At 74.9% G+C, this 15,343-nt stretch carries 14 protein-coding genes and 1 tRNA gene; 6 read left to right on the forward strand and 9 right to left on the reverse strand.

Annotated elements, in window-relative coordinates; translation table 11 throughout:
- Positions 1-5: 5 nt before the first annotated feature.
- The gene (locus FJQ57_RS19540; protein WP_139983535.1) at positions 6-1,727 is read left to right on the forward strand and encodes a metallophosphoesterase family protein; all 1,722 of its coding nucleotides are present in this window, start codon (positions 6-8) and stop codon (positions 1,725-1,727) included.
- On the opposite strand, the gene FJQ57_RS19545 is transcribed toward FJQ57_RS19540, so the two are convergent.
- The 3 genes from FJQ57_RS19545 to FJQ57_RS22700 form a co-directional block, all read right to left on the reverse strand.
- Positions 1,724-2,527, reverse strand: a complete 804-nt coding sequence (locus tag FJQ57_RS19545; protein ID WP_246081912.1) for a CPBP family intramembrane glutamic endopeptidase — start codon at positions 2,525-2,527, stop codon at positions 1,724-1,726. The two genes, FJQ57_RS19540 and FJQ57_RS19545, sit on opposite strands and share 4 nt — an antisense overlap.
- 82 nt (positions 2,528-2,609) lie before the next feature.
- Entirely contained in the window at positions 2,610-3,041 is a 432-nt protein-coding gene (locus tag FJQ57_RS19550; protein ID WP_139983537.1) for a hypothetical protein, read from the reverse strand.
- Positions 3,042-3,092: 51 nt separating this feature from the next.
- Positions 3,093-3,266 (reverse strand): hypothetical protein, encoded by a 174-nt coding sequence (locus FJQ57_RS22700; RefSeq protein ID WP_170219515.1) that lies wholly within the window; start codon positions 3,264-3,266, stop codon positions 3,093-3,095.
- Positions 3,267-3,548: 282 nt separating this feature from the next.
- Here FJQ57_RS22700 and FJQ57_RS19555 point away from each other — a divergent pair, with 282 nt between their 5' ends.
- The 5 genes from FJQ57_RS19555 (at position 3,549) to FJQ57_RS19570 (ending at position 6,626) form a co-directional block, all read left to right on the forward strand.
- Positions 3,549-3,824 carry a response regulator transcription factor gene (locus FJQ57_RS19555; protein ID WP_246081913.1) on the forward strand — a complete coding sequence of 92 codons (276 nt, stop codon included), beginning with the start codon at positions 3,549-3,551 and terminating at the stop codon, positions 3,822-3,824.
- Between the two features lie 285 nt (positions 3,825-4,109).
- Positions 4,110-4,250 carry a hypothetical protein gene (locus FJQ57_RS22705; protein ID WP_170219516.1) on the forward strand — a complete coding sequence of 47 codons (141 nt, stop codon included), beginning with the start codon at positions 4,110-4,112 and terminating at the stop codon, positions 4,248-4,250.
- Between the two features lie 907 nt (positions 4,251-5,157).
- A tRNA-Pro gene (locus FJQ57_RS19560) sits at positions 5,158-5,231 on the forward strand.
- Positions 5,232-5,277: 46 nt separating this feature from the next.
- Positions 5,278-6,021 (forward strand): group I intron-associated PD-(D/E)XK endonuclease, encoded by a 744-nt coding sequence (locus FJQ57_RS19565; RefSeq protein WP_139983540.1) that lies wholly within the window; start codon positions 5,278-5,280, stop codon positions 6,019-6,021.
- A gap of 23 nt (positions 6,022-6,044) precedes the next feature.
- On the forward strand, positions 6,045-6,626 hold the full coding sequence (locus FJQ57_RS19570) for a class I SAM-dependent methyltransferase (RefSeq protein WP_139983541.1): 582 nt from the start codon (positions 6,045-6,047) through the stop codon (positions 6,624-6,626).
- 12 nt (positions 6,627-6,638) lie between these two features.
- Here FJQ57_RS19570 and FJQ57_RS19575 read toward each other — a convergent pair whose 3' ends face one another.
- From FJQ57_RS19575 to cmk, 6 genes are all read right to left on the reverse strand, one after another.
- Positions 6,639-10,049 (reverse strand): error-prone DNA polymerase, encoded by a 3,411-nt coding sequence (locus FJQ57_RS19575; protein WP_139983543.1) that lies wholly within the window; start codon positions 10,047-10,049, stop codon positions 6,639-6,641.
- A gap of 67 nt (positions 10,050-10,116) precedes the next feature.
- Positions 10,117-11,691: a Y-family DNA polymerase gene (locus tag FJQ57_RS19580; RefSeq protein ID WP_139983668.1), complete on the reverse strand. Its 1,575-nt coding sequence runs from the start codon at positions 11,689-11,691 to the stop codon at positions 10,117-10,119.
- A 27-nt stretch (positions 11,692-11,718) separates the two neighbouring features.
- On the reverse strand, positions 11,719-12,405 hold the full coding sequence (locus tag FJQ57_RS19585; protein ID WP_139983544.1) for a hypothetical protein: 687 nt from the start codon (positions 12,403-12,405) through the stop codon (positions 11,719-11,721).
- Positions 12,406-12,508: 103 nt separating this feature from the next.
- The gene (gene der, locus FJQ57_RS19590; protein ID WP_139983546.1) at positions 12,509-13,870 is read right to left on the reverse strand and encodes a ribosome biogenesis GTPase Der; all 1,362 of its coding nucleotides are present in this window, start codon (positions 13,868-13,870) and stop codon (positions 12,509-12,511) included.
- Positions 13,867-14,631, reverse strand: a complete 765-nt coding sequence (locus FJQ57_RS19595) for a lysophospholipid acyltransferase family protein (RefSeq protein WP_139983547.1) — start codon at positions 14,629-14,631, stop codon at positions 13,867-13,869. Before FJQ57_RS19595 ends, der begins: the two co-directional genes overlap by 4 nt.
- Positions 14,631-15,332: a (d)CMP kinase gene (gene cmk, locus FJQ57_RS19600; RefSeq protein ID WP_246081914.1), complete on the reverse strand. Its 702-nt coding sequence runs from the start codon at positions 15,330-15,332 to the stop codon at positions 14,631-14,633. Before cmk ends, FJQ57_RS19595 begins: the two co-directional genes overlap by 1 nt.
- Positions 15,333-15,343 lie beyond the last annotated feature (11 nt).

Raw genomic sequence — 15,343 nt, forward strand, 5'->3', positions numbered from 1 at the left:
GAGGCGTGCACCGAGCGCTGAGGGAGGCCCGTCGGCTCGCCGTCTGCGTCCTCGTGGCCGGCCTGCTCGGCCTGCCGCTGGCGTTCTCCTGGGCCGTCACCCACACCGAGGTGACCCAGCAGATCGGCACCTCTCCGACGACGTTCACGCTGTCCACCCAGGGCCACAGCGAGGTGCGGCTCGGCATCGCGGGCACGGTCTACGTCCCCGAGTCCCAGGGGCGGCTCGGCATCGTGGCCACCCTCGACGGCCCGGGCGACCCCGGTGCCGGTGACGGCGACCTCGCGGCCTACGTGCGGCCCGAGATGCTGCAGCTCTACACCGGGCTGTTCCACGACCCGGGCGCGGCGGTCGAGGAGTACGTCTCGCTCGTCCAGGACGAGCTACGCCGCCAGCTGCTGCTCGCGGTGGCGTTCACCGCCGGCGTCGGCGGGCTCGCGGCGTACGCCGTGCTCCGGCTCGCCCCCGTGAGCGTGCGGCGCGAGGGCGGCCACGCCCGGCTCCGCATCGGCCTGGCCGCGCTGCTGGTGCTCGCGACGACGAGCGGGTTGGCCTGGGTGCAGCTGCGCGGGTCCGACGGCGGCCGTGGGCCGACCGCGGGCGTCTACCCGCTGACCGCCCTCGACGGCACCCTCGCCGCGGGGGCGACCACCGACAGCCCGGTGGTGCGCGCGCTCCTCGGCGGTGTCGTGTCGAAGGCCCAGGTGCTCGTCGACCGCCAGGAGGAGCAGGAGAAGACCTACCGCGAGGCCGCCCTGGCGTCCCTGGCCGGGCAGGCCCCGCTCGTGGAGGCACCCCGCGAGGGTGAGGTGGCGGTGATGATGCAGTCCGACATGCACTGCAACACCACGATGATCCGGCTGCAGCGCGAGGTGTGGTCGACGCTCGACGAGGCCGGGTCGGCCCCGGCCGTGCTCGCCATCGCGGGCGACCTCACCACCAACGGCACCGCGGCCGAGGGCGTGTGCATCCGCGACGAGCGCGCGATCGCCGGCGACGCCCCGGTGGCCGCGATCGGCGGCAACCACGAGTCGGCCACCAGCGAGGACCAGATGCGCGAGGCCGGCATGACCGTGCTCGACGGCGACGTCGAGGAGGTCGGCGACGTGCGCGTGCTCGGCGACCTCGACCCGTCGCGCACCGAGCTGTTCGGCGGCAGCTCGCTGCGCGGCGACGAGGGCCAGGACGGCCAGGGGCGGCGGCTGCGCGACGTGGCCGAGGACGCCGGCGACGACCGGCCCGACCTCGTCATGGTCCACGAGGCCTACGCCGCCCAGGCGTTCCTGGGGATCGCGTCGGTCGACGAGTGGCTGACCGGCGACGACACCGGCACCGGGGCCGCCCGGGTGGCCGAGCGGCCGGACGACGCCGAGGCCGACGGCGTGCCCGACGTGCCGGCCGGCGTCGTGGTCTACGGGCACTGGCACCGACAGGTCGAGCCCCGGGTCGCCTGGAACTCCGACGGCAGCTGGACGTTCGTCATGGAGCTCGACACCAGCGGCGGCGCGATCGACACCCCGACCCTGGGCAACTTCTCCACCCCGTGGTCGCGGCCCCAGCAGGAGGCGTCGTTCCCCGTGCTGTTCCTCGACGAGGAGACCCGGATGGTCACCGGGTACCAGCTCTACCGGTTCGACACCGACGCCACGGTCACCGTCGAGCCGCGGGTCGAGGTCGGGGCACCCGACGCCTCCACCGGCACGGCCGGCACGGCCGGGTCGCGCTAGGTCGGCAACCAGCCCACCCGGCCCGCCAGGGCGGCGTACCCGACGAAGGCACCGACGTCGAGGAGGGTGTGGGCCACCACCAGCGGCCCCACCCGGCCCCAGCGGCGGTAGAGCCAGCCGAAGAGCAGGCCCATGACGAGGTTGCCGACGAAGCCGCCGAGGCCCTGGTAGAGGTGGTAGCTGCCGCGCAGGACGGCCGCGGCGACGATGGCCCGGGTGTCGGACCAGCCGAGCTGCCGCAGCCGGACGAGCACGTACCCGAGGACGATGAACTCCTCCAGCACGGCGTTCTCGAGGGCAGCGAGCACCAGGACCGGGACGGTCCACCACCGGGAGGTGTCGAGGCCGGAGGCGGCGACGGTGACGCTGAGGCCGAGGGCGTGCATGAGGAGGTAGAAGGCGAGCCCGACCGAGCCGACGCCGGCGGCGATGGCCGCCCCGCGCGGCAGGTCGCCCCACCCGGCGCCGCGGAACCACACGTCGCGCAGCGTGGTGCCCGACCGCACGAGCAGGTAGCCGGCCAGGGCGACCGGCACGAGGGCGAAGGCGATGTTGAGCAGCTGGTAGGTCAGGTCGAACCAGGGCCGGTCCGGGCGCACCGAGGCGTTCATCGTGGTGGTCTGGGCGCCGAGCCCGCCCGGAGCCGTGGCGGCCTCGATGATGCGCACCAGCGAGTAGACCCCGCTGCGGCCCAGCGAGAGGGCGAGCACGATGACGAGCTCGGCCACCAGCAGGCCGCGGGAAGGCAGCAGGGCTCCCGTCCCGTCCTCGTCCCGGCGGGCGCCGGCGTCGGTCGTCACCCGCCCATGGTGGCCGAGGCACCCAATCGGCACCGCAACGCACGCCGTGGAGCCCCTGAGGAGCCGCGGTGGGTGAGCGGCCTCAGCGGCGTACGACGTGCAGGTCGACGGTCCAGGGCGACCAGCCGCAGTCGGTGCGGGGCTCGGGGTCGACGACGGTGAGGACCAGGCCGTCGACCCGGCTCTCCTCGGTGCAGCGGCCGAACCCGCCGACGACGGCGACCTCGGTGGTGAGGTCGACCAGCGAGAGTGTGGAGGCGACGTCGGACCGCACCGACGGCGGCGCGGTGGCCACGAACGCACGCTGGTCCTCCGCGGTCTCGAGGACGAGGCCCGGCGCGGCGAGCGGCTGGCCGAGCGCCTGGGTCCAGTCCCCCACGGCCGGGTCGTCGGCCTCGCTCCACCGGCCGGCAGGCGTCATCGGGTCGGCCGCGCCGGTGGCGGGGACCGCGGGCGTGGGCATGCCGAGGAGGAGGGACCCGAGGGCCGCGAGGGCGAGCACGAGGAGGTTCATGGGGGCTCGGACGGGACGAGCCGGCGTTCGGTTCCCGCCAGGGGCGCGCGACTAGTCGACGGCGGGGGCGCCGGCGGGTGCAGGCGCCGCGACGCGAACCGACACGGGCGCCGTGCGGTCGCCCTTGTCGGAATCGCCTCCCGCGAGCGAACCGACGACGAGGAAGACGGCGCCGACGACCAGGACGAGGACGATGACGGACCCTGCGATGACGCGACCGGACATGGCCTCCACTGTGCTGCGGACCCTCCCGACGGCGCTGCACCCGCAGGGAGGGATGGACTGCGACGCCGGTCACGCGTGCGCGGGAGCGGGGGGCCGGCTACTCCGCAGGGGTGATTCTGGGTGTTGCGGGGGCGTCGAGGTTTCACATCTGAACACGGTGAGGTAGACAGGTCTCGACAGGTTGTTGAGATACGGGCGGCTCGGGACGGTCGCAGACCTCGACTCCTTGTTCACGGGATGGCGCTGCGTCCGGCGGCGGCACCCACAGCGGAAGGAACTGCCATGACGAACACCCTCGACACCCAGCCGGTCATCACCCGGGGCGGTCTGCCGGCCGTCACCCTCGACGACCTGTCGCAGCGCGAGATCGACGTGCTGCGCCTGATCACCCATGGCTTCTCCAACGAGGAGATCGCCCGCGAGCTGTTCGTGACGGGCAACACCGTCAAGAGCTTCATCCGCAGTGCCTACCGCAAGATCGGCGTCACCCGCCGCGCCCAGGCCGTCATCTGGGGCTTCCAGCACGGCCTGCTCGACGAGCCGGGGAGCGCTGCGTGAACGCCCTGCGTCGCGTCCTGGCCCGCATCATCGTGGGTCGGCCCGACGCCCCTGCCGTGGCCTGGTGGGAGCAACGTCCCAGCTGACCGCTCTCCCCCCGCCCGGCCCTCCGCGCTGACCCGTCGCCCCCTCCGCGACGGGTCCGCGGCTTTTTGGCCCGAGGTGCGGCTCGGCGGGCCCGCCGCACGACCGAGGCCGGGCGACCACCCCGGTGCGGGCAAGGTCACCCCGCGGAACCCGGTGGTCTCATCCGTCTCTCATCCCCGCTGGCTAGCGTCCGATGACATGAGCATCATGAAGAAGCTGCAGCAGTCGGGCGTCGCCAAGAAGGTCATGGACGAGGCCCGCAAGCCCGAGAACAAGGCCAAGGCGCAGGACGCCCTGCGCAAGATCCAGGCCAAGCGCGGAGCGCGCCGCCCGCGCTGAGGCTCAGGTCACCCGGGACCAGTCGGGGCTCGAGGCGAGCGTGACCGCCTCCGCCGCGTCGCAGCGGGTGGTAGGCCACCGGCGGTCCCGCCTTCTCGGCTGGGGTGGTGTGGGCGTCGACCTGCACCACCCACCCGACGCTGGTGGAGAGCGTGACCAGCAGCTCCTGGTAGGACACCGGCATCGACGCACCCGGGCTGGGCCGGTCGGTCCGGTACCATCCGCCGATCGTGCGCCGGCACGTGAAGTGCCGTCGGCACGCCTCCTCCGCGGTGCGGGCGACGGCCTGCACGAGAGCGTCGTCGAGCGGCCCGCCCGAGTACCCCGGCGGCAGGTCGGCACCGGCCGCGGCGTAGCCGTCCCAGCGCTGCACGGTCACCGACGCACCCGTCCCGGCGCGGGCGGAGGAGATCCTCCGCCCGTCCCGCGTCCGGTCGGCGGTGTGGCCCGTCGTGCGCGTCACCGCGCGGTCGACCCCGACACCCGCCACGTGGCCGTGCGCCGAGGCGAGGCGGGTGAGCACGCGCACGAGCGCGGCATCGGGTGCCAGAGCTCGGTCGGTGGGGACCACCTGTCCCCCCGGCGACGCGGACGGTGCCGGCGACCCCCTTGGTGAGGGCGACGGTGGCGGCCGCCGCGGTACCGACCACGGCCACCTGCGGCATCGCAGCCCGGGCGGAGTCGATGGAGTCCTGCTCCCTCGCCTGGCGACGGGACAGGTGGGTCGGTCTCGACATGCGTGCTCCTCGCGGCGGGCTCACACCCTGTCTGACGCAGGCCGGGACCTCGGCGTCCCGCACCAGGCGCGCGCGCCCCGTTCCCGGGCCACCGGTTCCAGGTTCGCGGCACCGGTGCGGTAGTGTCTCGCCTCGCTGGTCGACGGCGTCCTGACGTCGCGGACCGGCAGCGGGCTGTAGCGCAGCTTGGTAGCGCACTTGACTGGGGGTCAAGGGGTCGCAGGTTCAAATCCTGTCAGCCCGACCGCACTGCATGACGCACGATGGTGAGCGGCACTAGGGTCCGCGCCATGGCGGACCACGGGCGCACCTGGACCGACGGCGACCTCGTCGCGGCCGTTGCCGCGGCACGCTCGTGGCGCGGGGTGCTCCGGTCCCTGGGGCTGAGCGCCACCTCCTCGGCGGCCATCCGCTCCGTGCGGGGCCACGCCGACCGGCTCGGCCTCGACACCTCGCACTTCACCGGCCAGCGTCGCTGGACCGAGACGCAGCTGGCCGAGGCCGTCGCCCACGCGCGGTCGTGGACGGCGGTCGCGGAACGTCTCGGGCTCGCCGGCGGCTCCAGCGCTGCCCTCCTGCGTGGTCACGCCCTGCGCCTGGGTCTCGACGTCGGTCACCTGGCGGGACGCACGCCTGCCGTGGAGCCGCAGCCTCCCGCGACCGCCGCCCCCGACCTGGCCCACCTGCCGAGGGCTGGGGCGCTGCTGGCGGCAGCGTGGTTCACCCTCGCCGGGTACGACGTGTCGTGGCCCCTCGAACCGTGTCGCTACGACCTGGTCGTCGTGCGGGCCGGGGTCGTCGCGCGGGTGCAGGTGAAGACGACTCGCTGGCGACGGCACGGGTCCTGGGTGGTGACGATCTCCAGCACGCCAGGCCCGCGGCGGGTCTACGACCCCGAGGACATCGACTGGTTCTTCGTCATCGACGGCGACCTGCGCCACTACCTGGTCCCCGTGGCCGCTGTCGGCGGGATGCACGAGCTGACCCTGAACGCCTACGAGCGATACGTCGTCCCCCGCGACCCCGCGACCTGACCGCAGCGTGGTGTGCTCGTGGCATGAGCGACCAGTCACCGGACCTGTGGGACGCCGAGGCCGCCGGCTACGACGAGCCCGCCGACCACGGCCTGCGCGACGCGTCCGTCCGGGACGCCTGGCGTTCCCTGCTGCTCGAGCACCTGCCGGCCGCCCCGGCCCGGGTGGCCGACCTCGGCTGCGGCACCGGCACCCTGGGCCTGCTGCTCGCCGAGGAGGGGTACGCCGTCGACGGGGTCGACTTCTCCCCCGCGATGCTCGCGCAGGCGAGGGCCAAGGCGGGCCGGGTGGTCACCTTCCACGAGGGCGACGCGGGCGACCCGCCGCTGGACCGGGCGGCGTACGACGTGGTGCTGTGCCGCCACGTGCTGTGGGCGCTGCCCGACCCGGCCGTGGCGTTGGCGCGGTGGATCGACCTGCTGGGCCCGGACGGGCGGCTGGTGCTGGTCGAGGGCTTCTGGGGCACCGGCGCCGGGCTGCGCGCGACCGAGACCGCGGCGCTGGTGCGCAGCGCGGGACGGGACCCCCGGGTCGTCGGGTTGTCGGACAGGACCGAGCTGTGGGGCGGACCTCCCGGCGACGAGCGCTACCTCGTCGTGGGCTGACGCCGCGGCGGCTCACCGGAAGTCACGGGAGGAGGCCCGGGCCTGCAGCACCGCCCCGGCGCCGGGCACGACGACGTCGATGCCCTCGACCCGGTCGGCGATGAGGTTGGTGGCCCCCTCGACGTGCTCGAGGATGCCCCGCACCACGACCGCGACCCGGTTGCGGGCGGCCTGGCGGTGGGTCTTCATCACCCCGACCGAGCACACGACGTTGAGCATCCCGGTCTCGTCCTCGAGGTTGAGGAAGGTGACCCCCATGGCCGTGCCCGGGCGCTGCCGGTGGGTCACCAGCCCGCCGACGAGCACCCGGCGTCCGTGCTCCACCGACTGCAGGTCGGCCACCGAGCGCACCCCGGCGCGGCGCAGGTCCTCGCGCAGGTGCTCGACCGGGTGCCGCTCGGGCGAGACCCCGGTGGCCCACAGGTCGGCCAGGGTCAGCTCGGGCTCGCTCATGCCGGGCAGCATCGGCGCCGCCGGGGCGGGGGTCGTGCCGGGGAGGTGGTCGGCGCTCTCGCTGGACCCGGCCGCCCACAGCGCTGCCCGGCGATCCATCCCCCACGAGTCGAACGCCCCCGCGGTGGCCAGTGCCTCCATCTGCGCCGTGGTCAGCCCGGCCCGGCGCGACAGGTCGGTCACACCGGTGTACGGCGCCTCGGCACGGGCGGCGACGATGCGGCGGGCCACGTCGAGGCCGATGCCCCGCACCGAGTCGAGGCCGAGCCGGACGGCCAGCCCCTCGTCGCGGCGGTGCGTGAGGGTCGGGTCGGGCGAGCGCGGGTCCCACTCGGTGCGGGTGAACAGCGGCCGCCGGCACTCCGGGAACCCGGACGGCGCGACCGGCCCGGTGCCACCCGGCCGGTGCTCGAGGTGCTCGAGGTCGGCCTGGGCCCCGGAGAGCGCGACGTCGGGTCGGCGTACCTCGACGCCGTGGCGCCGGCCGTCACCGACCAATGACTGCGGGGAGTAGAAGCCCATGGGCTGGTTGCGCAGCAGCCCGGCCAGGAACGCGGCCGGGTAGTGCAGCTTGAACCACGACGAGGCGTAGACCAGCAGGGCGAAGGACAGCGAGTGCGACTCGGCGAACCCGAAGTTGGCGAAGGAGAGGATCTTGACGTAGATCGAGTCGGCGACCTCGCCCACCAGGCCGCGCTTGGCCATGCCGGAGTAGAGCTTCTCCTTGATCGACTCGATCCGCTCGACCCCGCGCTTGGACCCCATGGCCCGGCGCAGCAGGTCGGCGTCGTCGCGGGTGCAGTCCCCGAGCGCGACCGCCATGGCCATCAGCTGCTCCTGGAACAGCGGCACCCCGCGGGTGCGCTCGAGGACCGGCACCAGGTCGGGGTGGTCGTAGGTGACCGGCTCCTGCCCGGTGGCGCGGCGGACGTAGGGGTGGACCGCCCCGCCCTGGATCGGGCCCGGCCGGATCAAGGCGATCTCGATGGCCAGGTCGTAGAACTCCCGCGGTCGCAGCCGCGGCAGGGTGCCGATCTGGGCCCGGCTCTCGACCTGGAAGACCCCGATGGAGTCGGCGCGGCACAGCATGTCGTAGACCGCTGGCTCCTCCTTGGGCATCGTGGCCAGCGTCCACTGCTCCCCCAGGTGCTCGGCGACCAGGCGCATCATGTGGTCGAGCGCGCCGAGCATGCCGAGGCCGAGCAGGTCGAACTTGACCAGTCCCATCGACTCGCAGGCGTCCTTGTCCCACTGCAGCACGGTGCGCTTGTCCATCCGGGCCCGCTCGATCGGGCACACCTCACCGATGGGACGCTCGGTGAGCACCATGCCGCCGGAGTGGATGCCGAGGTGGCGCGGGGCGCCGAGCAGCTCCTCGGCCAGCGCGACCACCGGCGCCGGGACGTCGTGGGCGGCCGGGTCGCCCGCGTCGCCGGTGACCACGGAGTGCCAGCCGTCGATCTGCTTGGACCACGCGTCCTGCTGGCCCTGGGAGTGGCCGAGCGCCTTGGCCGCGTCGCGCACCGCCATCCGCGGTCGGTAGGAGACGATGTTGGCGACCTGGGCGGCGTTGCGGCGGCCGTAGGTGTCGTAGACCCACTGGATGACCTCCTCGCGGCGGTCGGAGTCGAAGTCGACGTCGATGTCGGGCTCCTCGTCGCGGTGGGCGGAGATGAACCGCTCGAACGGCAGCTTGAAGAACACCGCGTCGACCGCGGTGATGCCGAGCGCGAAGCACACCGCCGAGCTCGCCGCCGACCCGCGGCCCTGGCACAGGATCCCCTGCTCGCGGGCGAAGGCCACGATGTCGTGGACGATGACGAAGTAGCCGGAGAAGTCCTTCTCGGCGATGATCGCCAGCTCGTGCTCCATGCGCGTGCGCGCCTCCCGGGCGTGCGGGAGGTGGGCGTAGCGCTCGGCGAACCCCTGCTCGGCGATCACCCGCAGCCACGAGTCGGCGGTGTGGCCCTCGGGGATCATCCGCTTGGGCAGCGACGGCGAGGCCTTGTGCAGGTCGAAGGCGAGCTCGTCGGCCAGGCTCACGCTCCGGCGCACGGCACCGGGGTGGGCGACCAGCGCGGTCGCCACCTCGGCCCCGCTGCGCAGGTGGGCCGAGGCCGACAGGTCGAGCCACCCGTCGAGCTCGGCCAGGCTGCGCCGCGCGCGCACGGCGGCCACCGTGGCCGCCAGCCGGTGGCCGCGCGGGGTGGCGTGGTGCACGTTGCCGGCGGCGACCACGTCGAGGCCGTGGTCGGCGGCCAGCGCGGCCAGCACCGCGTTGGTCTCGTCGGACCCGGGCCGGGGCGAGAGCTCGACCAGGACGTGCTCGAGCCCGAACCTCGCCGTCAGGTCGTCGAGCGCGGCGGCCGCCCCCGCCCGGCCACCGGCGTCGAGGGCCTGGCGCACCGCGCCCTTGCGGCAGCCGGTGAGCACCGCCCAGTGCCCGCGACCCCGATCGGCCAGCTCGTCGAGGTCGTAGACCGGCCGGCCCTTCTCGTCGCCGAGCAGGTGCGCCTCGGTCATCGCCGCGGCCAGCCGGTGGTAGCCCTCGACCCCGCGGGCCAGCACCAGCAGGTGGCTGCCCTCCGGGTCAGGGACCCCGTTCTGCGGCCCGCTCAACCCGAGGGACAGCTCGGCGCCGTAGACGGTGAGCAGGTCGTGGGCGGCCGCCGCCTCGGCCATCATCGGCGCGCCGTAGAACCCGTCGTGGTCGGTGATGGCCAGCGCGTGCAGCCCCAGCCGCACCGCCTCCTCGACCAGCTCGGCCGGCGAGCTCGCCCCGTCGAGGAAGCTGTAGTGGCTGTGGGCGTGCAGCTCGGCGTACGGCGTCGCGCCGCTCGGTCGGGCGATCGGCGTCTCGTCGACCCGTGGCCGCTTGCGCCGCGAGACCGGAGCGTCGTCGGCCCCCGGGAGCCCGCTGAGCCGCCGCTCCAGCTCGCTCCACTTCATCGAAGGGTTGTTCCAGCCCATTACATCTGTCCTGCGGACAGCGCGGGCCGTGCGCTCCGCGCGGCGGTGTGGTCAGCGTGGACGGCCATCAGTCGTACCCTGCCTCGACGCTCCAGCCACCCGGGGCGCAGACGAGCAACCAGGCCCGGCCGTCGGCGCCGACGACCTGGAAGCGGGAGGTGGGGCCGGTGGCGCCGTCGGTCCACCAGGCCTCGTCGACCGGCCAGGGGCCGGCCCAGGCGGTGACGGGGTGCCAGGGCAGGCTCGGCTCGACGGCGTCGCCGCCGAAGCGGAAGCGGCGGGGCTCGCCGGTGACCGCGCCGCGGTCGCTGACCACGACGGGGCGGCCGGCGTCGTCGACCACCTCGGCCACCGGCTGCTGGGCGAAGACCCGGACCGGGGCGGGACCGGGCACCCGGCCGGGCCAGGGTCGGTCGACCGGCCGCAGGCCGACGGCCCGCTCGCCCCACGGCACCAGGGCCTGCCGGGCGGCCGGGCCGCGCCCGCCCTGGAGCACCGGGCGGCGCACCGCCTCGAAGCCGACCATGCCCTGCACCCGCGCCACGCCGCGCTCGACGAGGTCGTCGGAGGCCGAGCCCCACAACGCCTCGCCGTGGGCGGCGGCGGGCTCGCAGACCTCGGGCAGGAACCGCACCCGCTCGATCGGCGCCCGCACCACGCCGGCCTCGCGGCGCGAGCGCACCCCGGCGCCGGGCACCCCGGACTGCAGCTGCCAGTGCACCCGGTCGACCAGGTCGCGGGCCGAGAAGTGCCGTGGGTGCAGCCAGGTGCGGGCCGAGCACACCTCACCGTCGGCCTCGGCCTCCACCCGCACCCCGGTGGCCACGAGCTGGTGGCGGGCCAGCTGGGCCAGGAACCGCTCGGCGGTGGTGCGCACCGAGAACGTCACCGCCTCCACCGAGTCGAGCGGGGGCTCGAAGACGACCTCGGCGTCGAGCTCGGGCGGCGGGGTGCGGGCGGCGAACAGCGCCGGGTCGGCCCCCCGGGCGCGGCGCCACACCGACGCGCCGTAGGCCCCCAGCCGGTGCTCGACGGCCTCGCCCGGCAGCGCGGCCAGCTCGCCCAGGGTGCGCAGCCCCAGCCGGTGGAACAGGCTCACCGCCTCACGACCCTGCGGCCCGTCACCCTCGAGCACGTGCACCGGCAGGCCGCGCAGGAACGCACCCGAGCCGCCCGGAGGCACCACCCGCCACCCCTGCGCCTCGGCCGACCGAGCGGCCTGCTCGGCGGTGAACAGGTCGTCGGCGATGCCGAGCCGCACGTCCCAGACGCCGGACTCGACCAGCACCTGGCACACCGTCGCCGCCGCGTTGGCCTCGGAGCCGAACCAGCTGCCCGGCGCCCGCACGGCCAGCAGGCCCGGGCGCAGCGCCGCGACCCCCGGCCGCAGCTCCTCGACCGCGGCCAGCACCGGCTCGAAGGCCCGGGCGTCGAGGTCGGGGTTGGCCGGCAGCAGCGCCAGCTCGGGACACCGGGACTGGGCGTCGCGCCGCCGGTGGCCCCGGCGCACGCCCTCGGCACGGGCCGGGGCGTTGCAGACCTCGACGATGTTGGCCGAGAGCACCGCGGCCGGCGTGCGCGGCGGCTGCCCGGTCTCGGCCAGCCCGGCCACCACCGACCAGTCCGGGCACCACACGACCATCACCCTCACGAGACCCTCACCGGATCCTCACCCCGACGCCTGCCGCAGCGGCGCCACGGGCTCGCGGACGGCGGGCGCGATCGGCGCCGCAGGACGGGCACCGGGCCAGACCAGGTCGGCGCGCTCGGGCGGCCGCGCTCCCCGGCGTACGGCGACGCGGGCGCGCCGCTCGACCAGCCGGCCCTGCCCGCCGGCCGGACCGGTCCACCGGGACTCCTCGACGCTCAGCCGGGCCGCGACCCGCGGCCACTCGCCGTGGACCACCAGCACCGCGGAGCGGCTGCGCAGCCGGGAGTCGAGGATGCCCGCGGCCCGGGCGTCGACGGCTGACGGCGGGCGCAGCACGACCACGCGCAGCACGTCGACGAGGGCTGCGGTGACCTCGAGCCAGTGCTCGCCGGGGTCGGGCACGAGCACGGTGCGCTCGAGGGCCAGGCCGAGCTCGGCGGCGGCCTCGGCCCCGAAGTCGGGGCACCCGGCGAAGCCCACCCACTCCCCCGCCGCCGACGCCCCGGCGGCCAGGGCCAGGGCCAGGCCGGCGGAGTCGACGGCGTAGGTGTCACCGGCGTGGAGCGGCACCAGCTCGGCCAGGCCGGGCAGGGTCGGCACCTGCTCGCGGGCCGGTCGGCTCTCCATGGCCGCGACCCGCTCGCGCAGCTGGTCGACCACGGACCGGGCCGGGTCGAGGGGCGCGAGCGCGGGGCGGGTGGACACCCTTCATGATCGAACAGATGTTCGAACGGGTCAAGCGGAGCCCGTCACCCCTGTGGACCAGTGTGCGGCAGCCCGGCCCGCCCCGCCAGCGCCCGGTGGAGGGTCAGCGCTTGCGCTTCTCCCGGACCCGCTGGTTGAGCACGATCGGGGTCCCGACGAAGCCGAACTCCTCGCGCAGCCGTCGCTCGACGTACCGCTCGTAGGAGGCGTCGAGCTTGCCGGAGGTGAACAGGGCGAAGGTCGGCGGGGCGGTGCCGGCCTGGGTGCCGAAGAGGATCTTGGGCTGCTTGCCGCTGCGCACCGGGTGCGGGTGCTCGGCCACGAGCCGGCCCAGGAACGAGTTGAGGGTGCCGGTGCTGACCCGGGTCTCCCAGCCCTCCAGCGCCTTGTCGATGGCCGGCACGAGCCGGTCGACGTGCCAGCCGGTGCGGGCGGTGACGTTGATGCGCGGCGCCCACTGCACCTGCACGAGGTCGCGCTCGATCTCGCGCTCGAGGTAGTAGCGGCGCTCCTCGTCGACGAGGTCCCACTTGTTGAACGCGATGACCAGCGCCCGGCCGGCCTCGCGGACGGTCTGCAGGATCCGCACGTCCTGCTCGGAGATCGACTGGCCGCCGTCGACGACGAGCACCGCGACCTCGGCCCGGTCGATGGCGGTGGTGGTGCGCAGGGAGGCGTAGTACTCGTGGCCCGAGGCCTCCTTGACCCGCTTGCGGATGCCGGCGGTGTCGATGAAGCGCCAGGTGCGCCCGCCGAGCTCGACCAGCTCGTCGACCGGGTCGACGGTGGTGCCGGCGACGTTGTCGACGACGACGCGCTCGGAGCCCGCGAGCCGGTTGAGCAGGGAGGACTTGCCGACGTTGGGCTTGCCGACGATGGCGATGCGGCGCGGCCCGCCGACCTCGGGCTCGCGGTCCGGCGGCGCCTCCGGCAGCGCGGCCAGGACGGCGTCGAGCAGGTCGCCCGAGCCGCGGCCGTGCAGCGCGGAGACCGGCCACGGCTCGCCGAGCCCGAGGTTCCACAGGGCGTAGGCCTCGGCCTCGGTGCGCAGGTCGTCGACCTTGTTGGCCGCGAGCACCACCGGCTTGCCCGAGCGGCGCAGGATCTTCACGACCTCCTCGTCGGCGTCGGTGATGCCGACGGTGGCGTCGACGACGAAGAGCACGGCGTCGGCCAGGCCGACCGCGACCTCGGCCTGCGCGGCGATGCGCTGGGCCAGGCCCTTGGCGTCGGGGTCCCAGCCGCCGGTGTCGACGACGGTGAACGCCCGGCCCGACCACTCGGCGTCGTACGGCACGCGGTCGCGGGTGACGCCGGGGACGTCCTCGACGACGGCCTCGCGGCGGCCGAGGATGCGGTTGACCAGCGTGGACTTGCCGACGTTGGGCCGACCGACGATCGCGAGCACGGGCACGGGACCGTCTCCCCCGGTCTCGAGGTCGGTGTGGTCCTGCTCGGTGCTCATGCTGACTTCTCCGTGACACCCCCGCCGGGGTCTGGTTCCTGGTTGTCCTGGGCGGCCGGGATGGGCCCCGGGAGCGAACGCCCGGTGAGGCGGATCGATTCCTCGAGGTCGGCCAGCATCCGGGCCCGCAGGAGGCGCGAGGCCTCTGCTACATCGTCTCGCGTCCGGGGCCAGGGCACCGCATCGACGACGTGTGGCGGGTGGAAGACCAGGTCGACGCGGGTACGGCGGCGCGGGATCGACGACGACGAGCCCCCCGGCTCGCGGGTGCCGAAGATGACCAGCGGCACGATCGGGGCGCCCGTGGTCATGGCCAGGTAGGCCGCCCCGCGGTGGAAGAGCTCGAGCTCGCCGGCGCCGCGCGCGCCCTCGGGGAAGATGCCGACCACGTCACCGTCACGCAGCACCCGCAGGCTGGTGCGCACCGCGCGCAGGTCGGAGTGGGAGCGGTCGAGCGGGACCTGGCCGGCCCAGGTGAGGAACCAGCCCATGGGGCCGGCGTACATCTCCTTCTTGGTCAGCGCGTGCACCGGCCGCGGCGCGAAGATCGCCATCAGCGGGCCGTCGGAGACGCCGACGTGGTTGGCGGCCACGATGACCGGCCCGGTGGCCGGCAGGTGCTCGGTGCCGTGCAGGTGCACGTCGTACCAGCGCCGGATCAGCCAGCGCGCGAACGGTCGCAGGCGGTGGAGCGCCCCCGTGGCGGGGTGCGGCACGTCGTCGGTGCGCGGGAGGGCCGCGTGCGACAGGTCGAGACGCATCAGGCGCGGGCCCGCTCCACCAGGCCCACCAGCAGGTCGACGACCTCGTCGAGGGTGTGGTCGGTCGTGTCGACGTGCACGGCGCCGTCGGCCCGCACCAGCGGAGCGGTCGCTCGGCCGGAGTCGATGCGGTCGCGCTCGCGCAGCACCGACTCGGTGGTCGACACGTCGGACCCACCCTCCTCCGCGGCGCGGCGGGCGGCCCGGGCCGCCGGGTCGGCGGTGAGGTAGACCTTGACCTCGGCCTGCGGCCACACGACCGAGCCGATGTCGCGGCCCTCGACCACGATGCCGCCGGCGCCGATGACGTCGCGCTGCATCTGCAGCAGCCGGGCCCGGACCTCGGGGACGGTGCTCACGGGCGAGACCGAGCGGGTGACCTCGTCGGTGCGGATCTGCGCGCTCACGTCGGTGCCGTCGACGGCGATGGTCGGCCCGGCCGGGTCGGTGCCGGACGCCAGCGCGGGCTCGTCGACCCGGGCCGCGACCGCCGCGGGGTCGTGCACGTCGACGCCGTGGTGCAGCATCCACCAGGTCACCGCCCGGAACATCGCGCCGGTGTCGAGGTAGCGCAGCCCGAGCCGCGACGCGACGCCGCGGCAGGTGCTGGACTTGCCGGACCCGGAGGTGCCGTCGACGGCCACCACGATGGTCTCCGGGCCGCCCGCGTTGGTGTCCCCGCCGGTGTCTGCGTCCGCCACGGGCGGTGATC

Source organism: Nocardioides litoris (assembly GCF_006346315.1).
In the GTDB taxonomy this organism is placed as follows: Bacteria; Actinomycetota; Actinomycetes; order Propionibacteriales; family Nocardioidaceae; genus Nocardioides; species Nocardioides litoris.